Source organism: Sphingomonas psychrotolerans, assembly GCF_002796605.1.
Classification (GTDB): Bacteria; Pseudomonadota; Alphaproteobacteria; order Sphingomonadales; family Sphingomonadaceae; genus Sphingomonas; species Sphingomonas psychrotolerans.
In genome coordinates, this window is sequence record NZ_CP024923.1 from 4707178 (window position 1) to 4729988 (window position 22811).

Below are 22811 nucleotides of genomic sequence, written 5' to 3' on the forward strand. Positions count from 1 at the left end.
TTCTATGTTCCAGTTCGTACCTCGCCCTCGCCGCAAGCACTGGCTGCTCGCTTGTGCCGCCGGCGCCACGTTGCTGGCGTCGCCGGCGCTGGCCCAGCAGGTCGACTCCAACAAGCTGCTCGAGATCATGGTCGCCAAGGGCCTCGTCACGCGCGCCGAGGCCGATGCGATGATCGCCGAGGCACGCACCGCCGCGCCCGAAGCGCAGGCGCAGGCGCAGGCGCTGCCGCCGGTTCCCGCAGGCGGCGTCGCGGCGGACGGCACCCAGACCATCCCTTATGTGCCGCAGGTCGTGCGCGAACAGCTCGTCGAGCAGGTCCGCAAGGAGCTGTCGACCCAGGCGCAGACCCAGGGCTGGGCCAAGCCGGGCGAATTGCCCGAATGGACCAAGCGCTTCACGCTGTCGGGCGACATCCGCGCCCGCGCCGATGGCCTGCTGATGGACAGCGGCAACTTCACTGATTTCGTCGATTGGTCGGCGATCAACGCCGGGCAGGGCTTCCAAGCGAACGACGGCGCACCGGGCTATGTCAATCCGCCCTATCTCAACGCGACCCGCGATCGCTGGGCGATGCGCCTGCGTGCGCGCCTGGGCCTGAAGGCGCGGATCGACGACTGGATCTCCGCCGAACTGCGCATCGCCACGGGCAATGATTCGTCGCCGGTCTCGACCAACCAGACGATCGGCCAGCATGGCGAATTCGGCAAATATGCGCTGTGGCTCGATCGCGCGAACATCCACATGACTCCGGTCGAGGGTGTGGACGTGCATGTCGGCCGCTTCGCCAATCCGTTCTGGACCAGCACGCTCCAGTTCGACGAGGATCTCAACTTCGACGGCGTCGCCCTGTCGAGCACCGGAAAGGTCAGCGACGGGATCGACCTGTTCGCCAATGCCGGCTTCTTCCCGCTGTTCAACACCAGCTTCGACTTCGGCTCACGCGACGCCGGCGTGTTCGGCTCGAAGGACCGCTACCTCGCCGCAGGGCAGATCGGCCTCGAATTCCATCCCGGCGAACGGCTCCGCCTTCGCCTGGCCGGCAGCTATTACCGCTTCGAGAATACGCAGGGCGAATTCTCCTCGCCCTGCGCGTTCGACCAGGACGTTTGCGACACCGATGCGACGCGGCCGACCTTCCAGCAATTCGGCAACACGATCACTGCGCTGCGCAACGTCACGCCCAACCCGGCGGTGGCGCCGGGGGTCAGCCCGGAAGTCCAGTATTTCGGCCTCGCCTCGAAATATGAAGTGGTGGCGGCGCGCGCCGAGTTCGATTTCGGCCTGACCGACCGGCTCTCGATTCGCGTCGACGGCGACTTCATCAAGAATTTGGCGTTCGACCGTAGCGCCGTCTCGAAGGTCGCGCTGAACAACTATGCGCCGATGGTCGGGACTACCGGCGGCGGATTCGCCGGGGGCGACAAGGGCTGGCAGGCGCGGCTCTCGGTCGGGCATCTCGGACGCGGCATGCCGCAGGGCGACCAGTCGATCCGCAAGGGCGATTGGAACGCGCATCTCGGCTATCGCCGGATCGCGTCGGACGCGACGCTCGATGCGCTGGCCGACAGCGACTTCGGGCTGGGCGGCACCAACATGAAGGGCTGGTTCGCCGGCGGCGCTTATGGCTTTGCCGAGAACACCGCCTTCGGTCTGCGCTGGCTCTCGGCGGACGAAGTGGCGGGGCCGCCGCTTGCCGTCGATCACCTGCTGGTCGACCTGACCACGCGTTTCTGAGCCAGGCAAATGTCAGCCGCGCATTCCATCCTGTCCAGCTTGTCGGGGGCTTCGTTTGGCAAGCACGAAGCCCGCCGGCAGCGGCGGGGCCTGTCCGTTCCTTCCTCTTGCGGACAGGCCCCTAGTTCGGCGCGCGCGGCGCTGGCTGGCATGGTGTTTACGCTGGCGGGCACCGCCGCGGCGCAGGAAGCGCCCCAAACGCGTGAGCGCATCGGGGGCGACAGGATGGCCGGAGCGCCTTGCGTCGCGATTGATGTCGCGGGCCATCGGGTCGGCCATCTCGAATGCGCAGCTCGGCGCCTTGAGCAAGCTGCCCGGGTCGCGCGAGACCAAGCCGAAACCATGCGAGACACCGCCGTTCCCGCGGCTGGCTCTCCGGACGTCCAGATCGGCGTGTCGAGCCTGTCCGGCTCGCGGCTGCGCATGGGGAACGCACTGGGCAGGTCGGTTCGTCCCGACCGGCCCGTCGCAATGCCCGTCGCGCCGATCGGCCCGCGGCGATGATTTCATGTTCATGCTCGAAGCGCCTGCACGTGCGGCGCCTCGCTTCCTTTCCTATCGGCGGCCCCGCGCAGCGGGCGACACGCATCCTGGAGATCGTCAGATGATCCGCAACAGCCGTTCGTTCCGCAACGCCCTGCTCCTCGGCGCCTCACTAGGCAGCCTCGTGCTCGCGGGCTCCGCGCACGCACAGAATTTCGGCGCGCGGCAAGGGGCGGATCCCGCCGCCGCCGCCACGCGCGCCGCGCAGAGCGCCGGCAACCGCAATGCGGCGGCGCAGGCCGCTGCCCAGCGCACCCGCGTGACGCTGGAGCGCGCCTCGCGTATCCGCGCGCAGATGGATGCCGCGCAGGTGGCTGCGCGCGCTGCCGCACTCGCTGCGCAGTCGAAGGTGCCCAACGGTCTCGGCAAGGGCGGGCTCGAGGTCGCCAACGGCGTCGCGCTGGACCCTGCTTTGTGGGTCGGCGCCGACGGACCCACACAGAGCCAGGGGACGAACGGCCGCACCAGCGTCCTCGTCAACCAGACGCGTGACAAGGCGATCCTCAACTGGGACAGCTTCAACGTCGGCCGCGAGACCGACCTGAGCTTCAATCATCACGGCAACACCAATTGGGTCACGCTCAACCGCGTCGTCGGTGACAGCGCCGATCCCAGCCAGATCCTCGGTACGATCAAGGCCGATGGTTCGGTCTATATCCTCAACCAGAATGGCGTGATCTTCGGCGGCGCCAGCCAGATCAATGTCCGCAATCTCGTCGCTGCGGCGGCGACGATCACCGACCAGCATTTCCGCGATTATGGCATCTATGCCCGCGTGACTCAGTCGACGGCGTCGGCGCCGCCGACCCAGGTGGTCGAAAGCTTCACCAACGCGATCGGCGACGTGAAGGTCGAGGCGGGTGCGCAGATCGCCACCGCCGCGCCCAAATCGGTTGTCGAAGCGGGCGGTTTCGTCATGCTGCTGGGCAACACGGTGGAGAATGCCGGTTCGATCCGCACCGATCGCGGGCAGACGCTGCTCGCGGCGGGCGACCGGTTCCTGGTCCGCGCCGGCTATGGCACCGACACCAACCAGCGTTCGACCACGCGCGGCAACGAAGTCCAGGTCAGTGTCGGCGCGAACAGCACTGCCGGGCTGGTCGCCAATACCGGCGTCATCGAGGCGCGCCAGGGCGACATCACGCTGGCAGGCGAGACGGTGGTGCAGGGCGGCATCGCGATCGCGACCACTAATGTGAACGCACGCGGCACGATCCACCTGCTGACCAGCGTCGGAGAGGCCAAGGCGAAAACCAGCGTGACGCTGACTGGCGACAGCCTGACGATGATCCTGCCCGAGTTGGACAGCAAGGACCGCGCGACCAACGCCCAGCGCGATGCGCTCGCCAACCCGGCGACTAATGTGAACAGCTGGCTCCTCGCGCATCAGGGCGAAGGCAACTTCAACTTCACCATGGCCGATCGGCTGGACCGTTCGCGGGTGGAGATCATGACCGGCGGGACCGTCGATTTCCAGGCGGGGTCGCAGACGATCGCGCAGGGCGGGCAGATCGCGGTGTTCGCGCGGACCAAGGCGTTCGTGGGCGAAGGCGCGGTGCTCGATGTATCGGGCGTGCGCGGGGTTGCGATGGACATGGAGTCCAACAACCTGATGGTCAACATCCAGCCTTACGAGATGCGCGATTCCCCGGACAACCGCGAAGTCGACGCGCTCAAGCACAATGACGTGTGGGTCGACATCCGCGATCTGGTGCTGCTGCCCAGCGGCACCGGCGGGCACAATGGCGATCGTTACTACACACCCGGCGGCCTGCTCGAAGTGGGCGGGCATCTCAGCAACGTCGCGCATTCGATCGGCGAATGGGCATCGGTAGGCGGCAGCATCGCGTTCCAGAGCGGCGGTGGCGTGGCCAACGTCCGCCCGCCCGACGCCGGTCAGCTGGTGATCCAGAAGGGGGCGATCCTCGATATTTCGGGCGGCAGCCTCGATTATGCAGGGGGCGTGGTGCGCTCGACGCTGTTCATGGGTTCGGACGGCAAGCTCTACGCCGCCGGCCAGGCGCCGGCGAGGGTCAAGCTGACATCGGTCGGCGCGTCGTTCATGCGCACGCACGATCGCTGGGGCGATGCCTATACTGAGCTGTTCAGCACGCCCTTCTCGCGCACGCTCAGCGCGCGGTGGGAGGACGGTTATACCGTGGGGCGCGACGCCGGCGCGATCTCGATGTCGATGCCGACGGTGCTTATGGAGGGCACGGTGCTGGCCGACGTGGTCGTCGGCGACCGCCAGACCCAGGCCCGGCCCGATTTGCCGATCACCATCGACAAGCTGGGAACGCTTGCCGGCACGACGGCACGCCGGATCGATGGCTACAAGCTGCCGCAGAATGCCACGCCGCTGGCCGGCGGCCTCTATGTCGGCAATCGACTGGACGGTCCGACGGAACAAGTCACGTCGCCGTTCCCCAACGGTGTGACGGTCAGCGCCGGAACGGACGTTACGTCGGGCATGACCGCCGCCACTACGCTCACTCCCGAGATGGTCGGTAATGTCCAGTTGTCCGCCGATTCGATCAACGCGGCCAAGCTCGGTGCGCTGCGGATCAGCGGCAAGGACGTGCGTGTCGATGCCGACATCGCAGTCGCCGCCGGTGGCAGCATCGCGCTCCAGGCCCAGAGCACCCATGTCGCGGGCAATCTGACTGCGCATAGCGGCACCATCTCGATCGAGGGGCTCACCGCCAGCTGCAACTCGATCTGCGAAGTCATTCCCACGCCGATTGACCTGGCGGACGGCGTCAAGATCGACACGACCGGCCTGTGGGTGAACCTGCTGAAGGGCGGCGATCGCCGGGACCTGGCCTTCACCAAGGGCGGCGACGTCCTGATCAACGCAGTGCAGGGCTCGGTGACGCTCGGCAAGGATAGCCTGATCGATGCCTCGGCGGGCGGTGCGGTGCTGGATCTCGGCGAGACGCAGGGCGCGCGCGGCGGCGACGTGGCGCTTTCGGTCGGCACGCTGCCGCGCGAGGCGGCCAACATCATGGTGCTGGATGGCGAGATCCGCTCTTATGGCTCGGGCGACTTTGCCGGCGGCACGTTGATCGTCAACAATGGCGGCACTCCGATCACGATCGGCAAGGAACTGTTCGAGGGCGGCAATCTGCTGATCGCCGGCCAGCCCTTGCCGATGGATCTGCAACTGGGTGCGGATGCGTTGATCAAGGCCGGCATGGTGCTGCCCTATGACTATTCCTATCAAATAACGAAGCTGGCCGCGGGCGAGACCGTCACCGGCGGCGCCTCCGCCGACTTTTCGGGACGCACGTTGTTGGCCGACTGGGTCATTCCCGACGGTGCCGAAGTCTATGATGAAAACTTCAACATGTTCTTCCCCGGCGATACGCTGCCCGCCGGCTTCGCAATGTATATCGGCTACATCAATCTCGGCGAGGGACAGATCGTCCCCGACATGAGCGCGGTGTACGGCGACAGCGGGCTTCCGCTCGCCGAGCCGATCACCCGGTTCATCACTGCCGGCACCGTGCTGGAGAGCGACATCACGCTGAAGGCCGGCGCGACCCTGAAGCGCGGCTGGGAGTTCGCCGTCGACCTGAACGTCGTCAAGCCGCTGCATCTCGATGCGGATTTCTTCCAGAAGGGGTTCAGCAATTACACCGTCCGCGCCGGCGGCGACCTGTGGGTGGGGGCAGATACGACGATCGACGTGGTCGCGCCGACGCGGCGGATCACCGGCGCCAGCCTGGTGGTGGCCAGCGGTGCCGCGCTTGACGACGCGATGACGCTGTGGACCGCGCCGATGCTGCAGGAAGACGCGGCGAACGGCCGCTTCGTCCAGCGCCAGGGTGCCAGCCTGACGCTGATCGCGTCGGGCCTCGGGCCGCGCCTGACCTATGATCCCTACGGCGCTCTGCTGCAGGACGCCCAGCCCTTTGGCGAACTCCGCATCGGCAAGGGCGCCACCCTGCGCGTCGATGAGGGCCAGTCGATCGCGCTGAATTCGGTTGAGGGCATGCTGATCCAGGGTCGGGTCGAAGCGCATGGCGGCGCGGTCAACATCACTTCGTCGCTGTTCGAGAATATGAGCCGCGACCGGCCGACCACGCTCCCGATCCGCTATGACTCGACTGCCGCTTTGTGGATCGATTCGAGTGCGGTGATCGACGTGTCGGGCCGCGCGCACACCGCGCTCGATGCGCGCGGGCTGCGTTACGCCAATGTGTCGAAGGGCGGGTCGATCCATATCGGCGGCGACGTTCAGCGCCAGACCGATTCGGGCGTGGCGATGGGCCGCGAGATGACGTCGGCCTATGTCGTGGTGCGCGACGGCGCATTGCTCGACGCGTCGGGCGCGAGCGCTGAGATCGACTATCAGACCTCGGGCCTGCCCGAGCGGCGTACCAGCCTGACCCTCGCCAGCGACGGCGGCCGGATCGCGCTCGATTCGCAATATGGCGTTTTCCTCGACGGCACCGCGCGCGCGCATGCCGGTGGCGCCGGCGCGCTGGGCGGCGAGCTTTCAATCCAGCTGACCACGCCAATCATCTCGGACCGCGGCATCGGCAAGGGCACCGAAGTGCCCGATTTCATGCGGCGGTTGCGCGAAGTGGTGGTTCAGCAGGAATATTCGAACCTGCTGTCGGACACGATCGAATATGGCGACTGCATCACCGGCTGCTGGACGCCGGGCCAGACCGTAGAGCAGTCGAACGCCGCCAACGAAGGCGTCGCCAATCTGGTCGGCCAGGCGCGCATCGGCGTCGACCGCATCAAGGCGGGCGGCTTCGACAGCCTGTCGCTGGCAAGCGACGACGTGGTGCTGTTCGACGGCGATGTGAACCTCGCGCTGGGACGAAACCTCACGCTGTACGGCGCGCTCGCCAATCTCGATCCCGATGCGCACATGTCGCTGTCGGCGGCCTATGTGAAGTTCGCCGGCGGCGGGTCGGGCTGGGGCAACACCATCGTCGCGGAGAATGTCGGCCAGCTCGCGCTGCTGCGGCGCCCGGTCGCGGGGCAGGGCAGCGTCACCATCACCGGCGGTCTGGTCGACATTTCCGGCATCAGCTTCGGCGTGAACGGCTCGATCGGCCTGATCGGCAACGAGCAGCTCGAATATGATTATGCGGCGTCGAAGGACATCGACATCGTCAGCCGCAGCGACATCCGGCTCACCGGCGGCACCGTCCGCTCGATGAGCAACGTCTCGCTGACCGCGGCGCAGATCTACCCGACCACTGGCGCCGTCGCGGCGATCTATGCCGGCGTCTATACCTATCGCCTGCCGGGCAATACCAGCCTCTACAGCACGATCATGGATGGAAGCACGGTGAGCTTCCACAAGCTGGCCGGCAGCACGCCGTCGATGCCGCTATCGGCCTATGGCCAGCTGACCGTGGGTGCGGACATCATCAATCAGGGCGGCGTGCTGGTCGCGCCGCTCGGCTCGATCACGCTGGGCATCGGCGGCGGCAATTACGTGCCTGGGCCGGAAATGGCCGCTCCGGGCCAGGATTACTGGTCAGGCGAAAGCGCCGTGTCGACGCGCGAGGTCAACCTGCTTTCCGGCAGCCTCACGTCGGTGAGCGGGGCGGGGCTCGCAATTCCCTATGGCAGCACCACCGACGGGCTCAGCTGGACGCTGAACGGCGCGTCGGTGCTCACGACGACGCCGAAGCAGGGGATCACGATCGTCGGCTCGCTCAAGGCGGACGCCGGGGCGGTGCTCGATCTGTCGGGCGGCGGCAATCCCACCGGGGCGGGCTTCACGCCCGGCCGCGGCGGATCGATCGACATTCTCAAGAATCCGCTCGCCGCGCTGAACCCTGCCTTTGCCGGGTTCAGTCATGCCGACAACAAGGTCTATGCGATCGTTCCCGACTATAAGAATTCGGCCGCGCCCACTGCGATCGACGGGCATGCGCAGCCGGTATTCGGCCAGCAGATCGTCATCCCCGAAGGCGTTCCCGGACTGAAGCCCGGAACCTACACCCTGCTCCCCGCCGAATTCGCCCTGATGAAGGGCGCCTATCGCGTCGAGATGGGCCATGCCACCGCGCCGGGCGCGGGCCAGATGACCACGCTTCCCGGCGGCTCGTTCGCGCTGGGCGTGCATACTGACGTCGCCAACCTCAACCGGCGCTCGCCCCAGGCGGTCGACGTGATCCTCACCCCTGCCGATGCGGTGCGCAAGCATTCGCAATATGTCGAGACGGGCTTCGAGAAGTTCCTCACCGACCTGCCCGATGGTTCGCTGTTCGGCCGCCCGCTGCCGCTGCTGCCGCGCGACGGCAAGCAGCTGACCATCGCCGTTCCTTCGGTCACCGGTGAAGAGACGCGTTCGCTCTTCTCGTTCAAGGGCGCCGGCAAGTTCGCAGCGGCCGAAGGCGGAATCGGCGGTTCGCTGTCGGTCGTGGTCGGAAATTACGCCAACACCGACAAGCAGGCGCTGGAAATCCTGGCGGACGGCACCACCGCAACCCAGGGCGCCGCGGGCCTCTACGCATCGGACCTGAACGCGGTGGGCGCCAGCCTGATGATCCTGGGCGGCGAGCTTCGCCGGAACGTCAGCGGCCCGTCTACTGATCTGCTGGCGACTCTCGAGATCAAGGTGGGGGCGGACGCCTTTTCGAGCGGCGCCTTCAACGGCATCACTGTCCGCGAAGGCGCCACGCTTTCGGCCGCGCAAATCCTGATGGTGTCCAACGGCAGTTCGGATCTGGTCGTCGAGCAGGGCGCGACGCTCAGCACGATCGGCAAGGGCAAGCCCGCCTTCGACATGAACGGCGGCTACACCATCCTGAACAACCAAATCGCCATGCTGGCGGTCTCGAACGGCCTGCTCGAGTTCCAGGCACCGAGCAGCGCGGGGACGACCGGCCGGATCGTCGTGGAGGACGGCGCCGCGCTCTATTCGGAAGGCACGCTCGCTTTCTCCAGCCTTGGCCCGGTCGCGTTGGGCGAACAGGTCCGCTACGGCGCGCGCTATCTGTCGCTGGCCAGCGGTGCCGTGAACATCGGCACCAGCGAGGGGCTGGCGGCTGCCGGCGGTCAGGGGATCCTGCCGAGCGGCATCCTGCTCAACCAAAGCGTGCTCGAACGGCTCATGCTGGGCGACACCACCAAGGGCGCGCCGGCGCTGGAACGACTGATCCTGACCGGCAACGATTCGATCAATTTCTACGGCACGGTCGACCTCGATACGCGAGCCAACGGGCACCAGTCGGCGCTGCAGCTCGTGCTCAATACGCCGGCGCTATACGGCCATGGCGATGCCACGGACGTCGCGACGATCAGCGCGGCGACGTTGGTCTGGAACGGCGTCTACGGCACGACTGGGCCGAGCTATTCCGCGCAGGTCCTGGCGGGCAAGCCCGGCGCGCCGATCGCTGGTGGCCCGGGCACCGGCCAAGGCACGCTGAACCTCGTCGCCGACCGGATCGTGCTCGGCTATCAGGACGGCATCCCCGACGATGGAACGCTGCCGATGGACCGGCTCGCGCTCGGCTTCTCGGCGGTTAACCTGACTGCGGGACAGCGGATAGAGACCAACCATCGCGGCACGATCTCGGTCTATGAATCGCAGGCAGTCTACGGCAAGCCGGGGACCGGCGGCACGCTAAACCTGACCACACCGCTGCTGACGGCAAAGGGCGGGTCGACCGTCGGCTTCGTCGCCGGCGGCGCGGTCAACCTCGCCGCGCCCACTGGCTGGACCGCCCCGACCCAGCGGCCCGAACTGCCGATCGGTGGCGAGCTCCACTTCACCGGCGCCACGATCAATGTCGACACGCTGGTCGCGATGCCCAGCGGGCGGCTCAAGCTCACTGCGCTTTCGGGCGACGTGACGCTGGGCGATCGCGCCAGGATCGACATGGCGGGCCAAGCGACCAAGTTCTTCGACGAAACCCGCTATAGCTGGGGCGGCGACGTCGAACTCGAAAGCGCAGCCGGCAATGTGAGCATGGCCACGGGCGCAGTCATCGATCTCAGCGCCGACTACAATCATGCCGGCCTGCTCAAGGTCACTGCGCTGAAGGGCGATGCGGTGCTGGCAGGCGTGATCAAGGGCGCGGCGCGCAACGGCACGCTGGGCGAGAACCCCGAACTGCGCGGCGGCGCCATCGACATTCGCGCCGGCCGAATCGCCGACTTCACCGGTCTCAACCAGCGGCTGAACGATAGCGGCGTCACCTATTCGCGCAACTTCCTCGTCAAGACCGGCGACCTCAGCATTGGCAACGAAGTGAAGGCGCGCAACGTCAGCATCACCGCCGATGGCGGCAGCATGACCGTCACCGGCAAGATCGACGCCAGCGGTGCCAAGCCCGGATCGATCCGGCTGTCGGCGAAGAACGATCTGGTGCTGACCAGCGGCGCGTCGCTCGATGCGCACGGCACCATGCTCCATGTCGACGCCTATGGCGCACCAATCGAGGCGTCGAACCGCGCCATGGTGGAACTGACCAGCGCCAATGGCACTCTGACGCTGCAGCCGGGCATGACGATCGACCTGTCCTCGCCCGATGGCGTGTCGCGCGGCAGGATCGACCTCAACGCCCGCCGCTTGGGCGCCAACGACGTCGCGATCGCGGCGGCGGGGACGCTCAACATCCACGGGGCCGAAAGCCTGTCGGTCAATGCCTTCCGCACCTATCAGCCCGCGACCGGCGTGATCGATCAGGCGCTGATGGACGGAATCCATCTCGACAGTGACGGCTTCATCGACGCGGCGATCGGCAATTCCGCGCTGCTCGACCGGGTCGCGGGGCTGCGCGCCTATCGCGATGCGTTCCATCTGCGGCCGGGCGTCGAGCTGGCGAGCATGGCGGGTGGCGATCTGCGCGTCTCGGGCGACCTCAACCTGGCGGGCTATCGCTATGCCAGCCTCAACCCCAACGATCAGCGCGCGATCAATTATGCCGATCCGTTCGGCGGCGGCTATGGTTCGGGCGAGGCGGGCGTGCTGCTGGTGCGCGCATCGGGCGATCTCAGCCTGAACGGCTCGATCACCGATGGCTTCGGCGTTCCCGCACGGACGCCCGACGACAATGGCTGGGTGCTCTATCCGGGCGCGCAGGGCGTCAACGATCAGTGGATCCAGGATTATGTCGTGCCGTCAGCGGTCGCGCTCGGCGCAGGAACGCAGATCCGGCCCGGCAACGTGCTGGGTTATGCCATCTCCGTCAGCGGCTTCAGCGTCGGCTCCAACGTGGTGATGGGCGCGGATGTCGCGCTTTCGCAAGACACCGTGCTCAGCCGCGAATGGACGGCGCGTGCCGACATCCATTTGCCCGACGGATCGGTGATCGCGCGCGGCACTATCCTGGCCGCGGGAACCGAATTGCAAGCCGGCACAAGGCTGTCCGCCGGATCGGCGATGCCGATGGAGGTCAGCGCCGCTGCGATGATCTGGCCCGCGAATGTCGAACTGCCTGCTGCGGTTACGCTGTCATCAACGGCATTGCTCAAGGCGGGGGATCTCATTCCACGCGATACTATTGTGGCGCTGGCCGACGGGACCACGGGTATCGACATGCTGGCCGTGGACGGCTCGATGATGAGCATGCGCCCGGTCCAGGCGGACGGTAGCCAGGGCCGGATGTGGGCGGCCGCGCCGATGCTCGCGCAGGGTTCGCAATCCTGGTCGATGCGCTTCGTCGCGGGGGCCGATATCGACTCCGCCGACGGACGCGCGCTGCGTGCCGCGACCGATCTGGCCGAGAGCGGGCAGGCGGGCGACCTGATCCTCGCCGATCGGCACTATCTCAATCCACAAGCGGCGGAGAACCCGGCTTTCAGTGCCGATTGGCTGACGCGCATGCGCTGGACCCAGCAATTCAGCGTCGTTCGGACCGGCATCGGTTCGCTCGATCTGCTCGCCGGCGGCTCCTACGCGCAATATTCGCTGTTCGGCGTCTATACCGCCGGTACGCCTTCTGCGGAGATCGGCGGCACCACCCCGGACGGGCATAATGTCTACAATCAGCCGCGCGCAATCCTCGCCGGCGGCGGCAACCTCGCCAATCCGTGGATCGGCGCGAATTTCGATGGCTATGCCGACAGTATCGGCGACTATCAGGCCTGGTATCCCGAACATGGCGGCGATCTGACGCTGTCGGTCCAGGATCAGCTGACCGGCTACCAGACCGCCCGCGACGTGTCGTATCTCCGGCCGGGCAGCGGTTCGATCAACGGCTGGCTGTGGCGCCAGGGCGGCTATGGCGCGAGCGAGAACGCGCCGTCGCAGCTTGGCCAGGATGTCCCCACGGCATGGTGGATCCACTTCGGCGGCTATGTTCCCAACAACCCGCAAGACACCAACGACCTGAACGCCAACCATAATGCCCCGCTGCTGGTGGGCTTCATGGGCATCGGCACGCTGGGCGGCGGCAACCTCACCGTCTCGGCGGGCAGCGATGCCGGCACGCTCGCCAGCTTCGAGGGAATGAATGGCGACAGCACGAGCGACGGCAATCGTGCGTCGATCGCGAGCACTGCGCTGAACTTCACGGTGGCAAGCACGGGCCGCGTGACCGACATCACGCGCGTTGCCGGCTTCGTGACCGGCGGCGATCTGGTCCAGACCGGCGGCGGCGACATGACCATCCGCATCGGCGGCGCGCTGAACCCGGTGAAGCCGAGGACCGGGGCCCCGTCCGATCTGGGCGGAACCTTCACCAATCTGCGCGGCAACATAGACGTGCTCGCGCGCTCGATCGGCTGGCTCACGCTGGCACCGGGGGACACCAACGTGAACCTCAACACGCGCGGCACGCTTGCTCTGTCGGGCGTCGCCGATCCCGGCGCGCTCACTCAGATCGGCGGGGCGGGCACCAGCCTCGGCCGGCTCGACGCCGATGGGAACTGGATCCGTACCGACGGGCTGTTGTCGCGCAGCAGCTTTACTTTGTGGCAGGACGATACCGCGATCCACTTGTTCTCGGGCGGCGGCAGCGTCGCCCCGGTTACGCTGGCGGGCGGCAACGCCGCGCGCCGCGACAATCGTTATTGGTATCCGGCGATCCTCACCGCCACCGCCGCCGGCGGCGACGTCGAATGGAGTGGCGGCATCTGCGGCAACGACTGCAACTCGGGTGTCCCCGCATTGGTCCTCGCGCCTTCGCCCAAGGGCCAGGTCGAGTTCCTCGCCGCCGGGACGATCAAGGGAACCGCAACGGTTCGCCGCGACGATATCGGCGAGTTTTCGATGGGTATGCCTATCGCACTTTCCGGCATGTCGAACAGCCGCGATCTGCTGCCCAACATCTTCCGCCCGGTCTGGGCGGGCGAGGGGATGAGCACGCCGGAGGCCGCTCCGCCCATCTTGGCCGGTAACGGAACCGTTGGAAGCAGCATCGCCTTTCAGCCCGAAACCGCGGGCGGACGCCTGCTCGACGGCCCGAAATCGCCGGCGTTGTTCTACGCGGTCGAGGGCGACGTGCGCGACTTCTCGTTCGGCATGACCAATTGGGAATTGCTGTCCCCGATCTATATCAGCTCGGGCTCGGCAACGATCCGCGCCGGCCGCGACATCGTCAATCTCGGTTCGGCGCTCACCTTCGGCTGCGGCATTCAGGGGCCGCTTGATTGCCGCAGCACCACCCAGATCTTCGGCGGGCCATTCCTCACCTCCGGCCTGGTGGTCCATAACGATCCGCGGGACATCACGCTGATCTCCGCCGGGCGGGACGTGATCTTCGCCAACATGACGGTGGCGGGACCGGGCAATCTGATTCTCGAGGCGGGGCGCAACGTCTATCAGGGCGACAATGGCCGCCTAAGCAGCATGGGTCCGCTATTCGGCCTGACTCCCGAAACGCGCAACGGCGGCGCGGCGATCACCGTGCTCACCGGGGTGGGGGCAGGCGGCCCGAACTATGACGGGTTCGCCGAGCGCTATCTGAACCCGACGAACCGGGCGAATGCGGAATTCCCGCTGTCGCACGTCGAGAACCAGGGCAAGGTCGCCCACACCTATGATCAGGAACTGATCCAGTGGCTCGATGCGCGCTATGGCTTCAAGGCGGCGAATGCCGAGGCCGCGATCGCCTATTTCGACGGCCTCGAACCGGTCGAGCGCGGAATCTTCGTCCGTCAGGCCTATTATGACGAACTCAAGGCCGGCGGCCGCGAGTATAACGATCCCGAAGGCCCGCGTTTTGCGAGCTATCTGCGCGGCCGCAATGCCATCGCCGCGCTGTTCCCGGAAAAGGATGCGGCCGGGAAGCCGATTTCCTATGCCGGCGACCTCACGATGTTCGGCGGTTCGGGGGTGCGAACGCTGTTTGGCGGCAACATCGAATTGATGGTGGCAGGCGGCCAGACGTTGGTGGGCGTGGGCAGCCTGGTGCCGCCGGCGACAGCGGGCGTGGTGAGCATGGGCTCGGGCGATGTCGACATCTTCTCGCGCCGCTCGGTGCTGCTCGGCCAGAGCCGCGTCTTCACCACCTTTGGCGGCAATCTGTTCATCTGGTCGGCGGAGGGCGATATCAACGCCGGCCGCGGCTCGAAGAGCACTGCCGTGTTCCAGCCGCCGCGGCGCGTATACGACAATTACGGCGTCGTCACTCTGTCCCCGCCAACCCAGAACAGCGGCGCCGGCATCGCCACGCTGGCGCCGATCCCGGAAATCCCGGCTGGGGACGTCGATCTGATCGCGCCGCTGGGCGTGATCGATGCAGGCGAGGCAGGGATCCGCGTCTCGGGCAACGTCAATCTGGCGGCGCTCCAGGTGCTCAACGCCGCCAACATCAAGGTGCAGGGGGATGCGCGGGGCATTCCGTTGCCGCCGGTGGTCAACACCGGCGCCCTGACGGCAGCATCGAACGCCAGTACCGCCGTTCTCGCGGAAGCCGCAAAGGTGGCGGAACGGACCCGGCCGCAGATGCGCACCGAAATGCCTGTCATCATCAATGTGCGCCTGCTCGGCTTCGGCATCGAGCCTTGATGCGACGCTTCGAACATCACAGGAGAAACAACATGTCCGCCGATCCCCAGGGCGACGAGCAGGCCGTTGCCAATCCCCTGCCGCTCTTCTATCGAGCGCCCGAACCGCTGACTGCCCATAGGCATGGCGATTGGCGCCTGCACGACGGCGATCTTTCCTTCGCGGCGGAAACGCCGTTCGTGCCGATCGTCGCCGGAGAGATCGCTGCCGCGGCGCGCGACTATCCGGTGGTATTCGCAGCCGGCGGCGCTCAGCCGATCGCCGTGCTGGGCGTCGAGTACGAGAATCTGTTCGTCGAGGACGGCCGTTGGATACCCGACGCCTATGTGCCTGCTTATGTGCGGCGCTACCCCTTCGGCTTCATCCGCACGGTCAACCCCGATGGCTTCGCGCTCGCCATCGATACGGGCGCGGATCGCGTTACCCGCGAAGGCGAAGACGGTGCTGCGCTGTTCGACGCCGATGGACCTACCGCGTTGACGCGTCAGGCGATGCGGTTCTGCGAAGCGTTCGAGGGCGAGGCTGCGGCGACAAGCGCCTTTGTCGGGGCGCTGGTCGCCGCAGACCTGCTGGTAGATCGTCGTGCCGACGTGACGCTGCCGGACGGGCGCAAGCTAGGGCTGGACGGTTTCGGCATCGTCGACGCGGAGCGGTTCGCCGCGCTGCCCGGGGAGACCATCCTCGATTGGCACCGCAAGGGCTGGCTCGGCCTCATCCATCTCCATCTGTCATCGCTCGAACGCTTTCCGGCGCTGCTCGCCCGGCGTGCGAGCCGCAATGAAGCCTCAGCGTCCTAGAGCACGCGGCATCCGAGCCTTCTCTCATCACATTCGAGGAACAGTCATGAACGTGCGTATCTTCATCGCTGCCACCGCTCTTCTCGGCGCAGCTTCGTCTGTGGTTGCGCAGACTACCGGGGGAACCGGCGCGGCGGCGACGCCGGCAGCGCAGCCGCTCGGCGGCCCGCTGGTGGCGGGCGTGTGCCTGTTATCGCGTGAGGCGATCTACGCGAATGCCGTCGTGGGCAAATCGGTGTCGGCGCGACTTCAGGAACTGGCACGTGCTGCCCAAGCCGAAATCGACGCGGAGCGCAAACCGCTGGAGGCTGAAGCGAAGGCGTTGGAAGGCAAACCCGAAACGCCCCAACTGGCGCCGCGTCGTCAGGCGCTGGTCAGCAAGTGGCAGGCCTTGCAGTTGAAAGCGGCGCACAACGGCCGGGAGATCGAGGCGACGCGCGGCAAGGCATTGATGCGGATCGCCACGGCGGCGCAGCCGGTAATCGCTCAGGTCTATGGTCAAAAGAAATGCGGGCTGCTGTTCGACCGCGGCTCGGCGCTCGGCGGAAATTTCGGCAACGACCTGACGGTCGATGTGGTGAAGGGCCTGGACGCGACGGTCCTGACGATCCCGGTTGAGCGTGAGCGGTTGCCGCAGCAAGCGGCAGGCGCGCAATAGGCACCCCCAAATACGATGTGCGGCAGAGATGATGAACGCTGCGTCTGGATGTTGCGACAACGGCGACATCCGTCGTTGAATCGTTACCAATCTCGCAAGGGCGGCCGGGCTATCAACTTATCCCCGAATGCCATCGGTCGAACTGCGCGATTGAGCGGTCGATCTCCGGCTTGAGCTAGGCGATGAAGTAGCGCACCGCCGGACGGCTCCGAACGCGGGGCGCTGCGGCACGCAGGACATAGCCTAGGCCGCGAGCGGTCGAGTCGGCAGGTTCGAGACCCTTCCGATCACACGCAAATCGGGATCGGGACACCGAAGGTCAGCTGGCCCCTCTTCCACACGCGGAAACAAGCGGAAGAGGGGCATTGGTGACCGGGGAGTGCCGGCCGCCGTGACGTCAATACATCAGAAGCCGTGCGCCAGTTCGACCGGCGCGACATGGTCGAATGCGCCGGTCACGCTCGACGCGTGGCTCCAGAAGGAGTCGCCGGTGACGACATCGACCTGGCTGGCGTTGCTCACGCCGAGCAGCGTGACCGATCCGCCCAAGCTGAGCTGGAGGATGAGATCGTTGACGCCGTCGCTGTTGACGTCGGTGACGCTGGTGCCGCTCACCGTCACGCCGTCGTCGAGTACGATCCGATCCTCGGTGGTGCTGAAGTCGTAGACCGTGTCGTTGCCCTCGAGCCAGCTGACATGGAAGCTGTCGGCACCCGCGCCGCCCCATAGCTTGTCCTTGCCCAGCCCGCCGTACAGCACGTCGTTACCGTTGCCGCCGCGAAGCTCGTCTCTGCCCAGCCCGCCGTACAGCGTGTCGTTTCCGTCGCCACCGTCGAGCTTGTCCTTGCCGAGGCTGCCGTCGAGCAGGTCGTGCCCACCGAGGCCGTTCAGCGTGTCGTTGCCGAGACCGCCCCACAAGGTATCCTCGCCCGCGGTGCCATTCAGCGTGTCGTCATTGGTCGTGCCGATATGCGTCACGCCGTCGGCAATCCCCGTCACGGTGACGTTGACCGTCGCGGTGCTGGTCAGGCCGCCGGCATCGGTCACCGTGTAGGTGAAGCTGTCGGTCGCGGTGGCGCCGGGCGCGAGCGCGTCGAACGCATCGGCATCGGCGACATATTGCAGCTTCTGGGTCGAGGCGTCGAACACGACGTGGCCGAGCGTACCCGAAGCGTTGACCGCGCTGATCGACAGCGGCTGACCCTCGGGGTCGGAGTCGTTACCGAGCAGGGTCGACCACAAATTGGCGGTGGTCGCGTCCTCATTGACTGCGACCGCGTCATGGTGCGCGGCCGGTGACTGGTTGGGTTGATCGTCGTTGAGGATCGTGCCGGTGCCGGTGTGGTCGTCGAAGACGATCTCGCCGCTGAGCGGATAGAGGCGGACCGAGAGCGCCTCATCGGCTTCGACCGCGGTGTCGCCCTTGACCGCGACGGTGATCGTCTTGCTGGTCTCGCCGGCAGCGAAATCGAGCGAACCAGCGAGGACGGCGCCATCGGCAAGGTCGCCGATCGATGCAGTGCCGTCGAGGTCGACCCCATATTCGAGGCTCGCGGCATCGGTGCCGCCGGTGCGTGTCACGGTGAAGACGAGATTGCGGGTGCCGTTATTGCCCTCGACGACGCTGGCGTCGCTGATGCTGATATGGCTGGGGAGGACGTCGTCGTTGAGGATCGTGCCGGTGCCGGTGTCGTCGTCGAGGACGACGTCGCCGCTCAGCGGATAGAGCTGGACCGAGAGCGCTTCGTTGCCTTCGACCACAGTGTCGCCCTTGACCGCGAGGGTGATCGTTCTGGTGGTTTCGCCGGCGGCGAAGTCAAGCGTGCCGGCGAGGATCGCGCCATCAGCGAGGTCGCCGATTGATGCGGTGCCGTCGAGATTGATGCCATATTCGAGGCTCGCCGCGTCCGTGCCGCCGGTGCGGGTCACGGTGAAGACGAGGTTGCGGGTGCCGCTGTCGCCCTCGACGACGCTGGCATCGCTGATGCTGACATGGCTGAGAAGCACGTCGTCGTTGAGGATCGTGCCGGTGGCGGTGTCGTCGGCAAGGACGATGTCGCCGCTCAGCGGATAGAGCTGGACCGAGAGCGCCTCATTGGCTTCGATCACGGTGTCGCCTTTGACCGCAATGACGATCGTCCTGGTGGTTTCGCCGGCGGCGAAGTCGAGCGTGCCGGCGAGCACTGCGCCATCGGCAAGGTCGCCGATCGATGCGGTGCCGTCGAGATTGACGCCATATTCGACGCTCACCGCGTCGGCGGTGCTGCCGCTGCGGGTCACGGTGAAGACAAGGTTGCGGGTGCCGCTGTCGCCTTCGACGACGCTGGCATCGCCGATGCTCAACTGGCTGACCGCCTCTATAGCAAGGATATCATCTTGAAGGATAGTCTCTCGCATGGGATTTTTCCTTATAGGGTCGCGCATTACGCGCGAGAATGGCATGGATACGCGGATCGCAGACTTGATCGCGACCTATCTATGATTTGAGTGTGACATCCGCGTTGCGACACTGTTTTATTTGCGAATTTAACTTCGTCCTATGCGAAGACATTATTGTACGTAATCGCGTAGATTTTGTCTATTCTGGTGCATGACCGTTTAATACTGAGACGATCTTGTGCGATATTGTCGCGTGAGCCAGTGTCCCCGACGCCGAAAAATAGCCGGCGGCAATGCGCGTGGCACGACCGCGGTGCGACTCGGATGGGTGACAGGCTTGCCCGCCCCGGGCGCGAAGCCGTGTTCCCGTCGGTATGCAAGATGCGCCCGAAGACCCCGTGAATCCCCTAGCTGAGCGAATCGCGAGACCCGGCATGTCACACTAGCGTCCCAGATCGGTGGTCTAAGCGAGCAGTGCCCCGCCTCAATGCGAGTGTTCATGCCTGGTCCCAACCGGATCAATTTCCTGAGCCTCTTCTGCTCGTGTGTCGGCCATGCCGTCATATTGGGCGGCATCATCTATGGTCTGTCCGACCATCGCCCCGAAAAACCGGGGTTGCGGGAGGCGCGGACTTCGCTGGTCGTCGAGCTGCTCCCGCTGCCCCCCGACGAGGGCGCACCGCGTAACGCAGTCGAAAGCGCGCATCCGATGAAGCTCGTGCCGGCCGTTTCGGCGGGCGGGCGTCGCCCGGCACAGCCCCAGCTCCCTGTCCTTTCCGCGGCCCCCCCTTCCACATCGGCTGGCGACGCGGCCGTTGCGGTCTCGAGCGAAACGGAGGCGCATCGCGGGGCAGTGAGTGCAGCCGATTTCAGCGACTATCAGCGGCGGCTCTACCAAGCGGTGGCGGCGCGCAGTCGCTACCCGGCCGAGGCGCGGCGTCTTAGCCTTTCCGGCGTCACGCGACTCGCGTTCAAGATCGATCGCATGGGCAAGGTCCTCGACAGCTGGATTCAGGAGAGTTCGGGCTCGGAACTGCTCGACGATGCGGCGCTCGACACGCTCGAGCGGGCGCAGCCGCTGCCGCCTATTCCCGCCGGTCTGCCGTCGCGGATGGATTTCGTGATCGAGATCGATCTCTCGGTCATGCAGCAATCCGCAAGCTGGCCGGCGGGTCAGTGACCGGATCCGAAGCGCGCATCCGCACCGGGGCCGATCGGAGTGCGGCGGTGAATTCCAGTCCGCGCGACGTCCTGATCGGGTTGCTCGTCTCGACCTATCCCGACCTCAAGAAGCGGCTTACCAGCCGGCTGGGATCCGCGGAGGCCGCCAGCGAGGCGCTGCAGGACACGTATGTCCGCCTGCAACGCACCGAAATTCAGGGCGAACTGCGCAATCCGCGCTCCTACCTGATCAGCATGGCGCTCAACATCGCGAGCAATCGCCGGCGGTCGGAGGCGCGGCATCTGTCCGCGGCGGACGTGGAGGAACTTCTCGAGCTTGCCGACGATGATCCCGGGCCGCAGCGCATCGCGGAGGCGCGCTCCGAACTGGCCGCGGTGGAACGGGCGTTGGAGGCGTTGCCGTCCCGCCGTCGCGCAATGTTCCGCTGCTTCTGGGTGGAGAATGCCGACTACGAGAGAATAGCCTTGGATTTCAACGTGTCGGAGAGAACCGTTCGGAACGAGCTGCTGCTTGCGACGCGCTATCTACATGCGGCAACGGAAGAAACTTTCGTCGCCGGGTTGCAAAAACGCCTCGCTCAAGTGTCCCCTCAATAAGGAATGCGCGATGAACAGGCACACCGCGCTCCTCCTGGAGCTATTGGACGGCCATTGAGAATGACGCAAAGGAGCGGCTGGACGGATTCCGAGCTCGCGCGCATGCGCCTCGAGGGCCTGGATCACCTCAATCGCCTCCGCTCTGGAGAGGCGACTGACCGCGACGCCGCCGCGTTCATTGCGTGGCGCGGCCAGAGCCTCGCGCATGAAGAGGCTTTCCGTGCGGCATTACGCCTGCGCGAGCTCGTGCGTACCGTCGAGACGCAACCGATGGACGCGGATGCGGACGTCATCGCCTTCGCATTGCCGGTGCGGCGGCATCTCACCCGGCGCTATTTCCTTGGCGGCGCAATCGCGGCGTCGGCGGCGGGTACCGCGTTCCTGTTCGGGCGGACCCTTGATCTGCTGCCCAGCCCGGCGGAAGCGATGGCGGATTATCGCACCGGTCCCGGCCAGCGTCGGGTCGTACAGCTGGCGGGCGGTGCGAGCGTCGACCTCAACACGCGGACCAGCATCGGCATGCAGGCCGGTCTAGGCATGCCGGCGATCGCGCTGATCTCGGGTGAGGCCGTGCTGTCAAGCGGCAGGGCAGAGCGCGCCGCGCTCGTGGCGGGCGATGGCGTCAGCGTCGTCCGCGGCGGCCGCTTCAATGCGCGGCGCGACGGCGGCGAGGTCTGCATCACCTGTCTCGAAGGCGCGGTCGAAGTCGCGTGGGCGGGGGAGAGGCGTGCGCTTCGTGCGGCCGCCGAGGTTCGTTACGACGGGTCGGGAATCGGGCCGGTCAAGCCGGGAGCCGATGCAGCGGTGCTCACCGCGTGGCAGACCGGAACGCTGATCTTTCGCAACATGCCGATGCATCAGGTGGTGGCCGAGATTAATCGCTATCGCCGGGGAAGGGTGTTCCTCGCCAATTCCGATCTGGCCACGCGCTCGCTGAGCGGAACCTATTATGTCGATCGACTCGACGATTTCTTCAGCCAGGCGGAATTGGCGCTTGGGATCAATGTGGCGCGTCTGCCCGGTAATGTCGTCGTATTGAGTTGAAGTCATCCGATGTGCATCTTGGTAATAGACGAACGTCATTGAATTGTAATAAAAATTTCCTGCCAGAATGCTTTGTTCGAGGTGTCCTTCAGTTGGGATCACTGCCGGGGGAAGCACCAATGCTTGCGAGTCGGGCCGAGCATGAAGAGCGCCTGCGGGATTGCGGAGCCGACGCCGACGGGACCGGGCAACGCGCTGCCGTTGGTCTGAAGGAAGCCCAGAGCGGACTGCCTTTGCTCGATCGCTGTGCTTCCGCGCTCGATCTTCGCGGCTGGCTCCTCAAATATGCGCGAAACCTCGGCTTTTACGGCGCGCGCTATATCCAGCTCGGCCGGCCTTGCTGGGGCCTCGAGGAAAGCGAGCCGGGATGCGCGATCCGCTATCTCTCCACGTCGAGCCATGCCGATCGGGAGGACGAACAGTGGATCGCCAGCGATCCGGCGATCGGGCGGATCCGCGGCGCCTATGTGCCCTTCTCCTGGTCGACGCGAATCAGCGCGTCGCTCACCGCCAGCCAGCGCGGCTGGCTCGACGGCGAGCGCGCCCGTGGAGTCGATGCCGGGCTCGTCATCCCGGTCCAGGACAGCGCGGGTTGCCCCGCTTATCTGAGCCTATTCGGGTTCGACGAGTCGTCGATCCAGCGATTGATCGAGAAAAATGCGCCAGAAATGGCATTCCTCGCGGGGCAGTTTCACGCGCTCGCAAAGAAGCTCGTGCCGATCGCCGAATGGGTCGGGCGGGCGCCACGACTGTCCAATCGCGAGCTCGAATGCCTCAAGCTCGCGGCGCTGGGACAGACCGTCGACGAGAGCGGGCGGACCTTGGGCATTTCGGGACGTACGGTCGAGTTCCACCTGCGCAATGCGCTGGAAAAGCTGGGTGCGTCGAGCAAGTTGCGCGCCGTAGTGCTGGCGTTTGGCGCGGGGGCTGCAGTCGCGATCTAGT

General features: G+C 66.1%; 10 protein-coding genes. 9 read left to right on the forward strand and 1 reads right to left on the reverse strand.

The features are described 5' to 3' along the window. Positions 1-4 precede the first annotated feature (4 nt). The 5 genes from CVN68_RS21440 (at position 5) to CVN68_RS21460 (ending at position 16664) form a co-directional block, all read left to right on the forward strand. A complete protein-coding gene (locus CVN68_RS21440; protein WP_233503471.1) occupies positions 5-1735 on the forward strand; it encodes a putative porin in 1731 nt (576 codons plus the stop codon). A gap of 342 nt (positions 1736-2077) precedes the next feature. Beyond that, positions 2078-2239, forward strand: a complete 162-nt coding sequence (locus tag CVN68_RS23520) for a hypothetical protein (RefSeq protein WP_158299007.1) — start codon at positions 2078-2080, stop codon at positions 2237-2239. A 100-nt stretch (positions 2240-2339) separates the two neighbouring features. After that, entirely contained in the window at positions 2340-15209 is a 12870-nt protein-coding gene (locus tag CVN68_RS21450) for a filamentous haemagglutinin family protein (protein WP_158299008.1), read from the forward strand. 32 nt (positions 15210-15241) lie between these two features. After that, positions 15242-16006 (forward strand): SapC family protein, encoded by a 765-nt coding sequence (locus CVN68_RS21455; protein ID WP_100283996.1) that lies wholly within the window; start codon positions 15242-15244, stop codon positions 16004-16006. 46 nt (positions 16007-16052) lie between these two features. Beyond that, positions 16053-16664: an OmpH family outer membrane protein gene (locus CVN68_RS21460; RefSeq protein WP_100283997.1), complete on the forward strand. Its 612-nt coding sequence runs from the start codon at positions 16053-16055 to the stop codon at positions 16662-16664. Positions 16665-17069: 405 nt separating this feature from the next. Here CVN68_RS21460 and CVN68_RS21465 read toward each other — a convergent pair whose 3' ends face one another. Next, complete coding sequence (locus CVN68_RS21465) at positions 17070-19061, reverse strand: calcium-binding protein (RefSeq protein ID WP_158299009.1); 1992 nt, start codon at positions 19059-19061, stop codon at positions 17070-17072. Positions 19062-19542: 481 nt separating this feature from the next. Here CVN68_RS21465 and CVN68_RS21470 point away from each other — a divergent pair, with 481 nt between their 5' ends. From CVN68_RS21470 to CVN68_RS21485, 4 genes are all read left to right on the forward strand, one after another. Then, on the forward strand, positions 19543-20223 hold the full coding sequence (locus CVN68_RS21470) for an energy transducer TonB (RefSeq protein WP_158299010.1): 681 nt from the start codon (positions 19543-19545) through the stop codon (positions 20221-20223). Further along, positions 20220-20822 (forward strand): RNA polymerase sigma factor, encoded by a 603-nt coding sequence (locus CVN68_RS21475; protein WP_233503472.1) that lies wholly within the window; start codon positions 20220-20222, stop codon positions 20820-20822. Before CVN68_RS21470 ends, CVN68_RS21475 begins: the two co-directional genes overlap by 4 nt. A gap of 60 nt (positions 20823-20882) precedes the next feature. After that, positions 20883-21866 carry a FecR family protein gene (locus tag CVN68_RS21480; protein ID WP_100284000.1) on the forward strand — a complete coding sequence of 328 codons (984 nt, stop codon included), beginning with the start codon at positions 20883-20885 and terminating at the stop codon, positions 21864-21866. A 119-nt stretch (positions 21867-21985) separates the two neighbouring features. Next, on the forward strand, positions 21986-22810 hold the full coding sequence (locus CVN68_RS21485) for a helix-turn-helix transcriptional regulator (protein WP_100284001.1): 825 nt from the start codon (positions 21986-21988) through the stop codon (positions 22808-22810). The last annotated feature ends 1 nt before the right edge of the window (position 22811 follow it).

What these genes read in the sequence shown, in the direction of transcription:
- CVN68_RS21440 (WP_233503471.1), top strand. Translation starts at nt 5, where the DNA reads ATGTTCCAGTTCGTACCTCGCCCTCGCCGCAAGCACTGGCTGCTCGCT.
- CVN68_RS23520 (WP_158299007.1), top strand. Translation starts at nt 2,078, where the DNA reads ATGCGAGACACCGCCGTTCCCGCGGCTGGCTCTCCGGACGTCCAGATC.
- CVN68_RS21450 (WP_158299008.1), top strand. Translation starts at nt 2,340, where the DNA reads ATGATCCGCAACAGCCGTTCGTTCCGCAACGCCCTGCTCCTCGGCGCC.
- CVN68_RS21455 (WP_100283996.1), top strand. Translation starts at nt 15,242, where the DNA reads ATGTCCGCCGATCCCCAGGGCGACGAGCAGGCCGTTGCCAATCCCCTG.
- CVN68_RS21460 (WP_100283997.1), top strand. Translation starts at nt 16,053, where the DNA reads ATGAACGTGCGTATCTTCATCGCTGCCACCGCTCTTCTCGGCGCAGCT.
- CVN68_RS21465 (WP_158299009.1), bottom strand. Translation starts at nt 19,061, where the DNA reads ATGCGAGAGACTATCCTTCAAGATGATATCCTTGCTATAGAGGCGGTC.
- CVN68_RS21470 (WP_158299010.1), top strand. Translation starts at nt 19,543, where the DNA reads ATGCCTGGTCCCAACCGGATCAATTTCCTGAGCCTCTTCTGCTCGTGT.
- CVN68_RS21480 (WP_100284000.1), top strand. Translation starts at nt 20,883, where the DNA reads ATGACGCAAAGGAGCGGCTGGACGGATTCCGAGCTCGCGCGCATGCGC.
- CVN68_RS21485 (WP_100284001.1), top strand. Translation starts at nt 21,986, where the DNA reads ATGCTTGCGAGTCGGGCCGAGCATGAAGAGCGCCTGCGGGATTGCGGA.